Source organism: Methylobacterium sp. J-090, assembly GCF_022829345.1.
Lineage (GTDB): Bacteria > Pseudomonadota > Alphaproteobacteria > Rhizobiales > Beijerinckiaceae > Methylobacterium.
Genome location: NZ_JAKSXV010000082.1, coordinates 1 through 14,718 on the forward strand (window position 1 = coordinate 1; position 14,718 = coordinate 14,718).

Consider the following 14,718-nt stretch of genomic DNA (forward strand, 5'->3'; position numbering starts at 1 on the left):
CGCGACGAGTGCCTGAACGCGAACTGGTTCTTGTCGTTGGCCGACGCGAGGAGCAAGATCGAGACGTGGCGGCGGCAGTACAACGAGAGCCGTCCTCACACAGCCCTGGGGTGGCGAACGCCTCAGGAATTTGCCTTGGCGACGGCCCTGCAGGCCGCCGAATGAGACCCGGAAGCTCACCTTCCGGCTGGACCAAAATCCGGGGGACCCTCATGAGACCCGGAAGCTTACCTTTCGGCCGGACCAAAATCCGGGCGACCCTCAACCGCCTGAGAACTTGCGTAGGTCGTGGACCACAAACTGGGTCAACTCCAGGCCACCTGTGTACTAACTTTACTCTTGGAACACCTCGTACGGGCCGATCAATCAGCGGTTAGCACGCTAAAGCGGTGATCGCGGAGCGCTTCAAGTGCGTCCACCGCAGCTTTGGCAAGGGTATTCTTGGGTTGCGCCGGTGATGCTCCCTCCTCTCAAGCCGCCCGAACGGTGGCCAGGAACCCGTCGACCTCAGTCCGCAGGGCGGCCGCTTGGCGGGCTAGGTCGCTGGCGGCGGTGAGGACCTGGTCCGAGCCCGTACGGGCCGTATCGGCCGCCGTGCTGACGCCGGCGATGTGGGTCGAGACCTGACGGGTGCCATCCGAGGTGCGGATCGTGGTGCGGGCGATCTCCCCCGTCGCGGCGTCCTGCTGCTGGACCGCCGCGGCGATGTCCTGCGACAAGGTGCTGAGGCGCTGGATCACCGTCGCGATGCCGCCGATCGTCTCCACCGAGGCCGCCGTGGAGGTGGTGATCTCGGCGACCTTGGCGGCGATCTCGTCCGTGGCGCGGGTGGTCTGGTTGGCGAGCTCCTTCACCTCCGCGGCGACAACGGCGAAGCCGCGTCCGGCGTCGCCGGCCCGCGCCGCCTCGATGGTGGCGTTGAGCGCCAGGAGATTGGTCTGTCCGGCGATGCTAGAGATCAGCCCGACGATCTCGCCGATGCTGCCGGCCGCCGCCGCAAGCCGGCGCACGTCCTCGCCCATGCGGGCGGTGTCGCGCTCGGCCTGGGCCGCCACCGTGGCGGAGGTCTCCACGCGGGCACCGATCTCGCGCACGGAGGCGCTCAGCTCTTCCGTCGCCGCCGCCACCGTATCGGCGCTGATCGCCGCGCTCTGCGAGGTGCTGGCCACCGCGCCGCTCAGGCGGGAGGTGTCGCTGGCGGCCTGCGACAGGGCGTAGGCGGAGGCTTCCAGCTGGGTCGAGGCCGCCGACACCGCCTCGACGATGCCGCCGGCCCGGGCCTCGAACCCGTCCGCGAGGGCGAGCATCGCCTGGCGCCGCTCGGCCGCCGTGCTCTCGCTGAACCGCTCGGCCTCGGCCTGGATGCGCTGGCTCTCGGCCAGACTGTCGCGGAACTCGGCCGCCGCCGCCGCGATGGCCCGCACCTCGCGGGCCCCCCCGACGGGGAGCGGACCGGATTCCGCGCCGCGTCCGATGGCCGTGAGGGCATCGGCGATCCGACCGAGTGGCCGGGCGATGGCGGTGCCGAAGCCGAAGGCGACGAGGCAGGACAGGGTGAGGGTCGCGAGGCTGGCGCCGAGCCACAGGGTCGCGCCGCGCTCCGCGCCGGACCGTGCCGCGGCGGCGGCGGCGGCGAGATCGGCGGTCAGGCGATCCTCGATGCCCTTCAGGGCGTCGATGCGCTGGGTCGCGGCGGTGAACCAGGCCGGCGCGTCGGTGAAGCTCAGGAGCTGGCCGGGGATCGTCGCCAGGACGAGGGCGCGCAGGCGCTCGACTTCGCGGGCCGCCGGGCTCGACGCCGCGGCGTCGAGGAGCGCCGCCTGGGCCGGGTCGGCGGAGAGGCGGAACAAGGATTCGTAGGTCGCCTGGCCGGCGCCGAGCGCCAGGAGTCGCGAAAAGCCCGGCAGATCGACCTGGCCCGCGCCGATGAGGCCGGCCCCGGTGGCCCGCTCCTGGCCGGCGAGCTCCTTCAGGGACAGGAACGAGGCGTAGGTCGAGACCCGGGTGCTCAGGGCCGCGTCGGCGGCGACCTGGGACATCTCGCGCACGAGGTCGAGGGCCTTGGCGATCATGTCCGAATAGGTGGCGAGGTTCTGGGCCGGCGTCGGGGCGAGGCCGTCCACGGCCCGGCGATGGGCGCCGAGGCCGTCGAGGGCGGCGGTGAGGGCCGCGCCCCGAACGGCGAGGCTTCCGCCGGCCGAGGCCGGCTCCATCGCCGCGTAGGCCTCCATCAGGTGGGTGCGGCTCGCATCGGTGCGGGTGCGCTGGGCGTCGAGTTCCGTCCGGAACCGGGTGCCCTTCGAGCCGAGGAACAGGCTGGAGGCACCGCGCTCGCGCTGGGCCTCGTGGACGAACCCCCCGACCTGGCCGGCGAGGCCGAGGAGGCTCTCCACCTGAACCATGTGGGCGCGCTCGCTCATCCGCCCGGAGATCGCCAGGGCCGCCACGACCGCGAAGGCGAGGCACGGCGCCAGGGCGACGAGAAGGATGCGACCGCGAAGGGATTGGAAGAAGCTGGCGAGCATCGAGAAGAGCTTTCCTGGAACGTTAGCTTTGCTTAGTCATCCAGATTCATAAACGTGATCTTTCCCGGCGAAGGGATGCCTGAATTTTCCGCACGGATGATGATTTGCTGAGCGGATCTGCCGTGTGACATCGACCATCCGCGCGACAACGCAGGATCGGGCGGCGATCTGAGCATTCCTGTCATCCCTGATCCGCTGACGACCACCGACGCGACGGGAACATCCCTTGTCCCGCGCATCGATGTCTTGCGGCGATGTCTTGCCGCGATGTCTTGCCGCGATGTCTTGCGGCACGGGTTCGCAGGATGGCGGCGCGCCGGACGAGGGGCCGCCGATCCCGCCCGTCCCCGTCGGCGACCGCGGCCGCGGCGATCGCCGCAACCGACGGGGTCGCGGTGGGCGCCCGACGCGATGGCGGTTCGCCGGATAAACACCGGGCGCCCTTGTCTGACGTGATGCGGAGCCCAATGTCGGAGGACCACGAAAAAGGTCTGACACGCACGCGATGACGGAAACCATGACGCCCGGCGAAGCCCGGCTCCAGGCGATGGCGGCCCCCGAGGGCGACATCGCGGCCGCGACCCACACCCTCGTGGTCGGGCCGTATCTCGGCCGGGTGGCCCAGCGCAGTGCCGGGGGCGTCCACAGCACCGAGTCCTCACGGTCCAACGAGGCGCGCCTCGACGAGGCCTCGGGCCTCGCCGCCGCCATCGAGCTCGACGTGGTCGAGGCGATCTTCGCGCCGGTGCAGCGCATCCGGCCGTCGACCTATCTCGGCAAGGGCCGGGTGGAGGAACTCGCCGGCGTGATCAAGGCCCGCGAGATCGGCCTCGTGGTGATGGATTGCGCCCTCTCGCCGGTGCAGCAGCGCAACCTCGAGAAGGAATTCGGTTGCAAGGTCATCGACCGCACCGGCCTCATCCTCGAGATCTTCGGGCGTCGCGCCTCGACCCGCGAGGGCACGCTCCAGGTCGAGCACGCGCATCTGGCCTACCAGCGCAGCCGCCTCGTGCGGTCCTGGACCCACCTGGAGCGCCAGCGCGGCGGCTTCGGCTTCCTCGGCGGCCCCGGCGAAACCCAGATCGAGGCCGACCGGCGGATGATCCAGGAGCGGATGACGAAGATCGAGCGCGAGCTCGACGGCGTCACCCGCACGCGCGGCCTGCACCGCCAGGGCCGGGCACGGGTGCCGTACCCCATCGTGGCCCTCGTCGGCTACACCAACGCCGGCAAGTCGACGCTCTTCAACGCGCTCACCAAGGCGCAGGTGATGGCGCAGGACATGCTGTTCGCCACCCTCGACCCGACGGCGCGGGCGACCAAGCTCCCCCACGGCGAGACCGTGATCCTGTCCGACACCGTGGGGTTCATCTCCGAACTCCCGACCTCCCTCATCGCCGCCTTCCGGGCGACCCTGGAGGACGTCATCGAGGCCGACATCCTGCTCCATGTCCGCGACGTCTCCCACGGCGACAGCGAGGCCCAGGCCGAGGATGTCGGCGCGGTCCTGCGCGAGCTCGGCATCGAGACCTCCGCCACCCGGATCATCGAGGTCTGGAACAAGGCCGACCTCCTCGACGAGGGCGAGCGCACCCGCCTGCTCAACCTCAGCGCCCAGGGGCGCACGGACCGGGACAGCGACGCGCCGGTCCTCGTCTCGGCCCTCACCGGCGAGGGCCTCGCGGCGCTGACGAGCCGGATCGAGGCCCGCATCGCCCGCCAGCGCTCGACCTTCGCGGTGGTGCTGCCGCCCGAGGACGGCGCCGCCCTGCACTGGCTCTACGAGAACGGCGAGGTCCTGGACCGGCGCGAGGAGGAGGGCGGCACCATGCACCTCGCCTTCCGCATCGCCCCCGAGAAGGAGCCGCGCTTCCTCAACCGCTTCGCGGGCGCGCGGCGGCTGAACCGGGTGGGGTAGCCCCCGCGCGATCCATCCGCGCCACGGGCGGATGGACTTGCGGGGCCTCGCGCCGGTCGAACAGTCCGTAATTCCGTGTCGATGAAGCCGTCGATGCCCTCCAGCTCCGGCTTCAGCATCCTGGCATGAGCATCCTGGCATGCCCGAGGTAGGCGTCGCGCTGCCCGTCTCCCGGATGGACTTCGAAGACGACCGAGATCACGCGGGCTGCCCCTGTTTCCTGATCCGGGCGAGGGCCCGTGCCTCAGCGTGAGGACGCGGCGAGCCGGGATGCGGCGGGCGATCACGATGCGTCCCCCCGGTTCGGCCCGCAGGATGACGCCCTTCGGGTCGGCTGTCAGGCGCGAACGCTTCGGTCCCGGCCGAAGCGTCGGGGCGGGATCGCGCCGGCCGAATCGGTTAGGCTCCGCCCATGACGAACGCCATCGGCCTCGCCGAGACCGCCGCCCTCGTCGGCGACCCGGGACGTGCCAACATGTTGGCCGCCCTCCTCGACGGGCGCGCCCTGACGGCGACGGAGCTGGCCTGGACCGCCGGGATCACGGCGGCCACGGCGAGCGGGCATCTCGGACGGCTCGTCGAGGGACGGCTGCTGCAGGTCGCCCAGCAGGGCCGCCACCGCTACTTCCGCCTCGCCTCGCCCGAGGTCGCGCGGATGCTGGAAGGCATCCTGGTGGTCGCCGGGGCCGCGGCGCCGGCGGGAATGCGCCGGGCGACGCCGCGCATCGACCCGGATCTGCGCGCGGCCCGGACCTGCTACGACCACCTCGCCGGACGCCTCGGGGTCGGGATCGCCGACGCCCTCGTCGCGCGCGGGCTGATCGTGCTCGGGTCGGAGGCGGGCGAGGCGACGGAGGCCGGGCGTGCCTGGCTCGCGGCGTTCGGCGTCGCGAGCGAACGGACCGGATCGGCGCGCCGCGTGTTCTGCCGCCCATGCCTCGACTGGAGCGAGCGCCGACCGCACCTCGCCGGCCTTTTGGGGGCCGCCCTGTGCCGCCGTTGCGAGGATCTCGGCTGGATCGCCCGCGTGCGGAACGGCCGCGCCGTGACGGTGACCGAGGCGGGCCGGCGCGGGTTTGTCGAGGTGCTGGGGTTCGAGCCCTGACGAACGCCCGCCGGGTTTTGCGCAGCGACGGTCTCACGGTCCCCCGAACGACGAAAGCCGCCCCTCCCGGGGGAGGAACGGCTTCCGGCTTCTGAAACACCGCGGACCCGGAGGTCCGCGGCAGTCGGATCAGTCCTTGTGGGATCAGTACTTGCGGATGATCGGCGAGACCGGAGCGGCGGCGACGGCGGTCGGCGAGTACAGCGGAACGATCAGGCGGAACCAGCCTTCGACCGTGTCGGCGCGACGGACGGAGTTGGCGACCGTGGTGGCGACGTAGGCCTGGGCGGTGACGGGCCCGAAATCGTAGCCGATGAGACCACCGACCGAGAAGTTGCCGCGGTTGCCGGCGGCGAGGCTGACGGAGCTGATGTCGAAGTTCATCGTGCCGTAGGCGATGGCGCCGATCTCGAACTTGCCGAACTTCTTCGTCGCGGTCAGGTCGAGGTTGAGCGAGTCGGAGATGATGAACGGACCGCGGGTGTTGCCGAAGCCCACCGTGTTGGTGCCACCGAACGAGGCCGGCGAATCGTAGATGTTCGCGGTCAGGTTGGCGGTCAGGTTCCAGCCGTCACCGGTGTAGCTGCCGGCGACGCCGAAGCGGTAGGTGTTGGAGGCGAGCTGGCCGAGCACCGGGGCGCCGGAGAAGTTGCCGGAGTTGCTGACGAGGACGCCGCGGTCGCCGTTGAGCTCGTTGAGGTAGACACCGCCGAGCAAGCTGACGCCGAAGTTGTTGCCGAGGTCGAACGCCCAGATGCCGCCGACGAAGGTGCCGACGTTGATCGACAGATCACGGGTGCCGTTCGGGCCGCCGTTCTTGCCGAAGGCGAACACGGTCGGGGGAGCGACGAGCAGCTCAACGCGGCCACCGAGCGGAACGAACGGGGTCGACCACACCAGCACCGGGACGTTCACGCCGACGTCGACGGAGCCGGGACCGGTGTTCTCGTTGCTGCGGTAGACGAAGGTGTTGAGGGCGTAGATGCCCTCGGGCAGCGGGGCGCCGGTGGCGAGGCCGACCTGCTCACCGGGAACCGTGGTCGTCTGGGCGAAGGCGGCGGTGGCGGACATGCCGACCGAAAGCGCCACCGCTCCGGCGGCGAGCCAGTTCTTCATCATGTGTCTGTCCTTCCCAAGGATTTCAGGCGGGCGCCGCGTAGCCTTCCGCACCATTCTGCCGGTCCGCCGCTTTTTGAGCGGCGTGTTCCCGTTGGTTTGGAAGGCCCCCCTTGCGGCCCGAATTCGTGTCTCAACGAGGGGAACTATTCTACAGCTTGGCTCGGAAGGACAGCGCATTGCACTGAAACGGGGCAGTTCCAAACTGACCGTTGCGCAAAAGCCGCAATTCGGCCGCGGTGCAACACCGTGCTTCGTTAACCATTGCGGCGCGGTGCGGGACGCCCCGCGGCACCGAACCGGAACGATATCGCTGACGGCGTAAGCGTTTGCCGTGGCCGCCCGGTTTGGGAGGAAGCGGAAATCCGCCCTCGGCGATTGCGCAATCGTTAACCTTTGGCGGACCGGCCCTCCGGCCGGTCCCGCGGCGCGGGACGGGCGTCCGCCGACGAAAGGCCTTGCCGACCCCGCGAATCACCGTCCGGCGCCGTCGTTCTCCGGTCCCGAATCAGGTTCGGATGCGTCCGCGCCCGCGACGAACCGGCCTGGCGTCCGGCGCGACCGCGCCCTAGCCGGCGGCCTTGCGGCCCTTTGGAACGACGGCGGGGGCGGGCGGCCGGCGGGCGAGCACGTCGCGCAGGAAGCGGCCGGTGTGGCTCTTCTTCGACTGGGCGATCTGCTCGGGCGTGCCCTCGGCCACCACCAGGCCGCCGCCGTCGCCGCCCTCCGGCCCCATGTCGATGACCCAGTCGGCGGTCTTGATGACCTCGAGGTTGTGCTCGATCACCACGACGGTGTTGCCCTGGTCGACGAGCTCGTGGAGCACGTCCATGAGCTTGGCCACATCGTGGAAGTGCAGGCCCGTGGTCGGCTCGTCGAGGATGTAGAGGGTGCGGCCCGTGGCGCGCTTCGACAGCTCCTTCGACAGCTTCACCCGCTGGGCCTCGCCGCCCGACAGGGTGGTGGCCTGCTGGCCGACCTTGACGTAGCCGAGGCCGACGCGGGCCAGGGTCTCCATCTTCTCCCGGATGGTGGGCACCGCCTTGAACAGGTCGGCGGCCTCTTCCACGGTCATGTCGAGGACGTCGGCGATGGAGCGGTCGCGGTACTTCACCTCCAGGGTCTCGCGGTCGTAGCGGCGGCCCTTGCAGACGTCGCAGGTGACGTAGACGTCCGGCAGGAAGTGCATCTCGATCTTGATGACGCCGTCGCCCGAACAGGCCTCGCAGCGCCCGCCCTTCACGTTGAACGAGAACCGCCCGGCCTGGTAGCCGCGCGCCTTCGCCTCCGGCAGGCCGGCGAACCAGTCGCGGATCGGCGTGAACGCGCCCGTATAGGTGGCCGGGTTCGAGCGCGGGGTGCGGCCGATGGGCGACTGGTCGATGTCGATGACCTTGTCGAGGTTCTCCAGGCCCTCCAGCCGGTCGAAGGGCGCCGGGTGCTCCAGGGCGCCGTTGAGGGTCTTCGCCACGGACTTGTAGAGCGTGTCGATGATGAGGGTTGACTTGCCGCCCCCCGAGACGCCCGAGACGCACGTGAAGGTGCCGAGCGGGATCTCGACCGAGACGTTCTTGAGGTTGTTGCCCCTGGCGCCCACGAGGCTGAGCTTGCCCTTCTTGGGCTTCCTCCGCGCGGTGGGCACCCGCACGCTCATCTCGCCGGTGAGGTACTTGGCGGTGAGCGAGGCGGGGTTCTTCAGCACCTCCGCGGGCGTGCCCTGCGCGATGATCCGGCCGCCGTGGATGCCCGCACCCGGGCCGACATCGACCACGTAGTCGGCCTGCAGGATCGCGTCCTCGTCGTGCTCGACGACGATCACCGAGTTGCCGAGATCGCGCAGGCGCTTGAGGGTGCCGAGCAGGCGCTCGTTGTCGCGCTGATGCAGGCCGATGGAGGGCTCGTCGAGCACGTAGAGGACGCCGGTGAGCCCGGAGCCGATCTGCGAGGCGAGGCGAATGCGCTGGCTCTCGCCACCGGACAGCGAGCCCGAGCCCCGCGCCAGGGTGAGGTAGTCCAACCCCACATCGACCAGGAAGGTGAGTCGGTCGCGGATCTCCTTGAGGATGCGGAACGCGATCTCGTTCTGCTTGGCCGTGAGCTTTTCGGGGAGTTCGGAGAACCAGCGATGGGCCTCGCGCACGGACAGGGCGGTGATCTCGCCGACATCCTGCATGGCGATCTTCACGCACAGCGCCTCGAGCTTAAGACGCTTGCCGTCGCAGGTGGCGCACGGCGTGGCGCTCATGAACCGCGCAATCTCCTCGCGCGACGTGTCGCTCTCGGTCTCCTTGTAGCGGCGTTCCAGGTTCGGGATCACGCCCTCGAACGGCTTGTTCACCTCGTAGGCGCGCAGGCCGTCGTCGTAGGCGAAGCGGATGGATTCCCGGCCGGTGCCCTGGAGGATCACGGCGCGGGCCGTCTCCGGCAATTCGGCCCAGGGCACGGTGGTCTTGAACTTGTAGTGCCGTGCGAGGACATCGAGGGTCTGGCCGTAATACGGCGAGGTCGATTTCGCCCAGGGGCCGACGGCGCCGCGCTTCAGGCTGAGCTTGGAATCCGAGATCACGAGTTCGGGGTCGATCCGCATCTCGTGGCCGATGCCGCCGCAGGTCGGACAGGCCCCGAACGGGTTGTTGAACGAGAACAGGCGCGGCTCGATCTCCGCGATGGTGAAGCCCGAGACCGGGCAGGCGAAGCGCGACGAGAACGTGATGGGCTCACGGGCGGCCTCGCCCTCCTGCGTGTCGGCGAACTCGATGAGCGCGATGCCGTCGGCGAGCTCCAGGGCGGTCTCGAACGAATCGGCGAGCCGGGCGGCGATGTCGGCCCGCACGACGATGCGGTCCACCACCACGTCGATGTCGTGCTTCACCTTCTTGTCGAGGACCGGCACGTCGTCGATGGCGCAGTATTCGCCGTCGACGCGCAGGCGTTGAAACCCCTTCTTCTGGAACTCGGCGATCTCCTTGCGGTACTCGCCCTTGCGACCGCGCACCACCGGCGCCAGCAGGTAGAGCCGGCTCTTCTCCGGCAGGGCCAGGACCCGGTCGACCATCTGGCTGACCGTCTGGCTCTCGATGGGCAGGCCGGTGACCGGCGAGTACGGGATGCCGACCCGCGCCCAGAGCAGGCGCATGTAATCGTAGATCTCGGTGACCGTGCCGACGGTGGAGCGCGGGTTCTTCGAGGTGGTCTTCTGCTCGATGGAGATGGCCGGCGAGAGCCCGTCGATCTGATCGACGTCGGGCTTCGACATCATCTCGAGGAACTGGCGGGCATAGGCCGAGAGCGACTCGACGTAGCGGCGCTGGCCTTCCGCGTAGATGGTGTCGAAGGCGAGCGACGACTTGCCCGAGCCCGACAGGCCGGTGAACACCACGAGCCGGTCGCGCGGGATCGTCAGGTCGACGTTCTTGAGGTTGTGCTCGCGCGCGCCGCGCACGGAGATGACGCGCGCGTCACGGGCCCCGTCGAACAGCTTCTCGATATCCGCCTCGATCTTGTCCGACTGCGCTTGCTTCTCGACACGCGCTTGCCGGGCGGCGGCTTTGGCTTTGGCCATGGGATCTCTTCGAAAGTCGGGTCGCCGCGGGCGTCATGCGTCCGCCAGGGAGCGGAACACCCGGAACAGAACGCATGTCGGGCGTGGAGTGCCCGTGGGCAAGGTGCGGCGCTCGGTCTCCCGAAGGGATGGCAGGCTTTGCGGCGACTCCGATCCGTTCCCCGGAGGGCGCGTGCGTCCCGATTCAGGCGAGGGCCTTCTCCGGCGCGGTCTCGTCCGGCTCGAACAGCTGCACGGGATGGCCCGGCATGATGGTCGAGATGGCGTGCTTGTAGACGAGCTGTGAATGGCCGTCCCGGCGCAGGAGCACGCAGAAATTATCGAACCAGGTGACGACGCCCTGAAGTTTGACGCCGTTGACGAGGAAGATGGTGAGCGGGATCTTGTTCTTACGAACGTGGTTCAGGAACGTGTCCTGCAGGTTCTGAGCGCGTTCGCCCGCCATTGTTCTTATCCTTGCTCGAACTGCCGCCCGCCGCACATGACGGGTTCTCATCAGTTGGGTGCGTTGTACGGGAACGCACGATTTGACATCGGCACGTCCCGCGATACGCGTATCCCATTACACGTGCATCGGCGCTCCGATGCAAGTCCATCTCCACACGTCCACCCGGCGTTCGGACCTCAGGGACCGATGCCGAGGGACTTGAGTTTCCGGTGGAGCGCCGAGCGCTCCATGCCGATGAACTCGGCCGTGCGGGAGATGTTGCCCGAGAACCGGGCGATCTGCGCCACGAGATACTCGCGCTCGAAGATCTCGCGGGCCTCGCGCAGCGCCAGGCTCATGAGCTTCTCGCCGCCCGAGCCGTTGGGCGTCGTCGGCACCAGGGCGCCGATCTCGGTGGGGAGCATCTCCGAGGTGACCTCCTGCTCCGGATCCGTGTGGGTGAGGATCATCAGCCGCTCGACGTTGTTGCGCAGCTGGCGCACGTTGCCGGGCCAGTCGTGCGACTGCAGCACAGCCATGGCGTCCTCGGCGATGCGCCGGCGCGGCAGGCCGGTGGCGCCGGAGATCTGCTCCATGAAGAAGGCGATGAGTTCCGGCACGTCCTCGCGGCGCTCGGACAGGGCCGGCACCCGGATCGGCACCACGGAGAGGCGGTGGAACAGGTCCTCGCGGAAGCGGCCCGCGGCGATCTCCTCCGCGAGGTCGCGGGACGAGGACGAGATGATGCGGACGTCGACGTGGACCCGGGTGGTGCCGCCGACGCGCTGGAAGTTCTGGTCGACCAGGACCCGCAGGATGCGGTTCTGGGTCTCGCGCGGCATGTCGGCCACCTCGTCGATGTAGAGGGAGCCGCCATGGGCCTCCTCCAGGGCGCCGACCCGGCGCGCCCGCCCCTCCCCCGCCTCGACGCCGAACAGCTCGGCTTCCATGGTGTCGGGCGTGATGGTGGCGGCGTTGATGACCACGAACGGGCCGTTGGCCCGGGTCGAGGTGGCGTGCAGCGTCCGGGCGGAGAGCTCCTTGCCGGAGCCGGGTGCGCCGAGGATCATCACCCGGGCGTTGGTGGGCGCCACGCGCTCCACGGTCTGGCGCAGCTGGTTGCACACCACCGACGCGCCGACGAGGCGGCTCGCCTGGCCCGAGCGGGTCTTGAGGTCGCGGACCTCGCGCTTGAGGCGGGAGGCTTCCAGGGCGCGTTCGGCCACCAGGATGAGCCGGTCGGCCTTGAACGGCTTCTCGATGAAGTCGTAGGCGCCCGCCTTGATGGCCGCCACCGCCGTCTCGATGTTGCCGTGGCCCGAGATCATCACCACGGGCAGGTCCGGGTGGCCGGCCTTGATCTGATCGAGGACCTGCAGCCCGTCGAGGCGCGAGCCCTGGAGCCAGATGTCGAGGAAGACGAGGTGGGGCCGGCGCGATTCGATGGCCGCGAGCGCCTCGTCGGAGCCGCCGGCCGTGCGGGTGCGGTGGCCCTCGTCGTCGAGGATGCCGGCGACGAGGTCGCGGATGTCGGCCTCGTCGTCGACGATCAGGATATCGGCGCTCATGACTGCATCTCCGCGATTGGGGGGGCCGTCCGCGCGGCGCCCTTCTCATCCTGCGCGGAGGGTTTGCCCTCCGGCGTCGTGTGCCCCCGGGGGGGCTGATCGTGTGGGATTTGCGGCACGCGCATCCGTACGCGACCGCCCCGCCCCTCGGGGTTGTCCTTCAGTTCGATCCCGCCGCCGTGCTCTTCCAGCACCTTGCTGACGATGGCGAGGCCGAGGCCGGTGCCGCCCTCGCGGGTGGTCATATAGGGCTCGAGCAGGCGCTGGCGCCCCTCGGCGGGAAATCCCTTGCCGTTGTCGGTCACCTCGATGACCGCGAAGCCCTCTTCGAGGACGAGGCGCACATCGACCCGGCCCTTGCCGAGCTCGGCCTCCGGCACGGCCTGCACCGCCTCGACGGCGTTCTTGAGGATGTTGGTGATGGCCTGCGACAGCAGGCGGATGTCGAAGGCGGCGAGCACCTTGTCCTCGCCGGCTTCCGTGAAGGAGAAGTCCATGTCCGGATGGGCCACGCGCATCATGAACAGGTTCTGCCGCGTGATCTCGCTGAGATCGTTCTGGGCGATGGCGGGTTTCGGCATCCGGGCGAAGGACGAGAACTCGTCGACCATGCGCTTGATCTCGTCGACCTGACGGATGATCGTCGCCGTGCACTGGTCGAACACGTCCTTGTCCGCGACGATCACTTTTCCGTATTTGCGCCGGATGCGCTCGGCCGAGAGCTGGATCGGCGTCAGCGGGTTCTTGATCTCGTGGGCGATGCGGCGGGCGACATCGGCCCAGGCCGAGGTGCGCTGGGCCGAGACGAGGTCGGTGATGTCGTCGAGCGTCACCACGAAGCCGCGCGCGCCGCCCTGCGCCTGCTCGCTCGTGACCCGCACCGTGACCGTGCGCTCCCGGCCGTCCCGGGTGAGCTGGATCTGCTGCTGAAGGGCGCGCTGGCGCCCCTCCCCACCCTCGGGGAACAGCGGCGCCAGCTCGGGCACGGCCTGGATCAGGGGCTGGCCGACGATGGACTCCGCCGTGAGCCCGAGGGTGCGCTCCACGGACGGGTTGGCGATGGTGACGCGCCCGCCCGCATCGACCCCGATGACGCCGGGCGAGACGCCCGACAGCACGGCCTCGGTGAAGCGCCGGCGCCGGTCGATGAGGTCGCTCGCCGCCGTCAGGCCGTCGTGCTGGCGCCTGAGCTCCTGCGTCATCTTGTTGAAGCTCTCGGACAGGTGCGCGAGGTCGCCGTCGCTCTTGCGGGCCGGCACCTGGGCGTAGAAATTGCCCGACGCGACCTGATCGGCGGCGTTGATGAGCCGGCGGATGGGCGCCACGAAGCGGTTGGCGAAGTTGAGCCCGAACCAGACCGCCGAGAGCAGGGCGATGAGGGCGATGAGCACGAAGACCGAGGCGAAGCTGATCTGGATCGAGCGCTTCAGGGAATCGTAGGTGAGGTACTCGGCCGCCGCCGCCCGCGACACGCCGGGGAACTCGATGGCGAGCTGGCTGACCTCGCGCTGCACCAGCAGCACGGCGCCGTCATAGGCGGTCATCCGGAACAAGGCGGCGAAGATCCGGCCCTCGCTCGGCACGAGGCAGATGGGATCGGTGGATTTGGCCGCGTCGTCGAAGGCGGCGGCCGAGGGCAGGCGCCGGTCCTTCAGGGCCTCGATCTGGGCGCGCGCCACCACGGTGTCGGGGCCGCGCATGATCTCGGCGACGGGCAGGCCCAAGGCCGTGGCCCGGGTGGTGAGGAAGCTTTCGAACCATTGCCGGTTCACGTCGAAGTTCGGCCGGGCCCGGGTCAGGTCGTCGGCGAGAATCCGGATCTCGCGGGCGAGCGACTGGCACTGGTTCTCCTGATAGGCGTCGGCGACCTCGACGGATTTCAGCACCACGTCGCGGACCCGGTCGGTGAAGCCGAGCGACAGGCCCCGGTCGATGGTCACCGCCGCCACCACGGCGAGGAGCACGGTGGGCAGGATGGCGATGAGGGAGAACAGGCCGACGATGCGGGTGTGGAGCCGGGCCACCGCCGCGTTGGTGCGCCGCGCGTGCAGGAAGACCCGCGCCTCCCAGGCGATGATGACGATGAGGCCGAGGACGAGGACGACGTTGATGCCGAGCAGCGTCAGCCCGACGGTGGGCGTCGGCGTCACCCGGATCACGCCGGCCAGGATCAGGAACGTGGCGATGGCCGAGACCAGGGCGGTGATCACCACCAGGGCGCCGACCCAGCCGGGGCCGCGCGGCGCCGGCTTCATCGGGCCGGCATCCGCGTCCACCTCCGGCGACGCTCCGGCCGTGCCGGACGCCTCCTCGGAACCCCTCGATGCCTTCGAACGCCGCAGCCACGCCATGCGTGATGCATCGCCACAACAGTGTGGCGAAATTAATACGAATGGGGCTGGAGGCTACGTAGAAACTACGGGGATCCAACACTCGTCAGACGCCTCGGGGACCGATCTGCGCAACGGCTGCGGCATTTCCATCCTCGGCAGGACGG

9 protein-coding genes are annotated in these 14,718 nt (G+C 69.6%); 3 read left to right on the plus strand and 6 right to left on the minus strand.

Annotated features, from left to right (window positions below; all coding sequences use genetic code 11):
* Window positions 1-165, plus strand: a 165-nt coding sequence (locus MKK49_RS13215; RefSeq protein ID WP_244029458.1) for an integrase core domain-containing protein, incomplete at its 5' end; no start/stop codon positions are given.
* Window positions 166-470: 305 nt separating this feature from the next.
* Here MKK49_RS13215 and MKK49_RS13220 read toward each other — a convergent pair.
* Window positions 471-2,525, minus strand: coding sequence for a methyl-accepting chemotaxis protein (locus tag MKK49_RS13220; protein ID WP_244029093.1), 2,055 nt, complete (start codon window positions 2,523-2,525; stop codon window positions 471-473).
* Window positions 2,526-3,030: 505 nt separating this feature from the next.
* On the opposite strand from MKK49_RS13220, the gene hflX reads away from it, so the two are divergent.
* Both hflX and MKK49_RS13230 read left to right on the plus strand, forming a co-directional pair.
* Window positions 3,031-4,443: a GTPase HflX gene (gene hflX, locus MKK49_RS13225; protein WP_244029095.1), complete on the plus strand. Its 1,413-nt coding sequence runs from the start codon at window positions 3,031-3,033 to the stop codon at window positions 4,441-4,443.
* Window positions 4,444-4,855: 412 nt separating this feature from the next.
* Window positions 4,856-5,548 (plus strand): ArsR/SmtB family transcription factor, encoded by a 693-nt coding sequence (locus tag MKK49_RS13230; protein WP_244029097.1) that lies wholly within the window; start codon window positions 4,856-4,858, stop codon window positions 5,546-5,548.
* 144 nt (window positions 5,549-5,692) lie between these two features.
* On the opposite strand, the gene MKK49_RS13235 is transcribed toward MKK49_RS13230, so the two are convergent.
* The 5 genes from MKK49_RS13235 to MKK49_RS13255 form a co-directional block, all read right to left on the minus strand.
* Window positions 5,693-6,667 (minus strand): transporter, encoded by a 975-nt coding sequence (locus tag MKK49_RS13235; protein WP_244029098.1) that lies wholly within the window; start codon window positions 6,665-6,667, stop codon window positions 5,693-5,695.
* Between the two features lie 565 nt (window positions 6,668-7,232).
* Window positions 7,233-10,226 (minus strand): excinuclease ABC subunit UvrA, encoded by a 2,994-nt coding sequence (uvrA, locus tag MKK49_RS13240; RefSeq protein WP_244029100.1) that lies wholly within the window; start codon window positions 10,224-10,226, stop codon window positions 7,233-7,235.
* Between the two features lie 184 nt (window positions 10,227-10,410).
* Window positions 10,411-10,671, minus strand: coding sequence for an RNA chaperone Hfq (gene hfq, locus MKK49_RS13245; RefSeq protein ID WP_244029102.1), 261 nt, complete (start codon window positions 10,669-10,671; stop codon window positions 10,411-10,413).
* Window positions 10,672-10,850: 179 nt separating this feature from the next.
* Complete coding sequence (locus MKK49_RS13250; protein WP_244029104.1) at window positions 10,851-12,221, minus strand: sigma-54-dependent transcriptional regulator; 1,371 nt, start codon at window positions 12,219-12,221, stop codon at window positions 10,851-10,853.
* On the minus strand, window positions 12,218-14,476 hold the full coding sequence (locus tag MKK49_RS13255) for a sensor histidine kinase NtrY-like (protein WP_244029106.1): 2,259 nt from the start codon (window positions 14,474-14,476) through the stop codon (window positions 12,218-12,220). Before MKK49_RS13255 ends, MKK49_RS13250 begins: the two co-directional genes overlap by 4 nt.
* Window positions 14,477-14,718 lie beyond the last annotated feature (242 nt).

What these genes read in the sequence shown, in the direction of transcription:
- MKK49_RS13220 (WP_244029093.1), bottom strand. Translation starts at nt 2,525, where the DNA reads ATGCTCGCCAGCTTCTTCCAATCCCTTCGCGGTCGCATCCTTCTCGTC.
- hflX (WP_244029095.1), top strand. Translation starts at nt 3,031, where the DNA reads ATGACGGAAACCATGACGCCCGGCGAAGCCCGGCTCCAGGCGATGGCG.
- MKK49_RS13230 (WP_244029097.1), top strand. Translation starts at nt 4,856, where the DNA reads ATGACGAACGCCATCGGCCTCGCCGAGACCGCCGCCCTCGTCGGCGAC.
- MKK49_RS13235 (WP_244029098.1), bottom strand. Translation starts at nt 6,667, where the DNA reads ATGATGAAGAACTGGCTCGCCGCCGGAGCGGTGGCGCTTTCGGTCGGC.
- uvrA (WP_244029100.1), bottom strand. Translation starts at nt 10,226, where the DNA reads ATGGCCAAAGCCAAAGCCGCCGCCCGGCAAGCGCGTGTCGAGAAGCAA.
- hfq (WP_244029102.1), bottom strand. Translation starts at nt 10,671, where the DNA reads ATGGCGGGCGAACGCGCTCAGAACCTGCAGGACACGTTCCTGAACCAC.
- MKK49_RS13250 (WP_244029104.1), bottom strand. Translation starts at nt 12,221, where the DNA reads ATGAGCGCCGATATCCTGATCGTCGACGACGAGGCCGACATCCGCGAC.
- MKK49_RS13255 (WP_244029106.1), bottom strand. Translation starts at nt 14,476, where the DNA reads ATGAAGCCGGCGCCGCGCGGCCCCGGCTGGGTCGGCGCCCTGGTGGTG.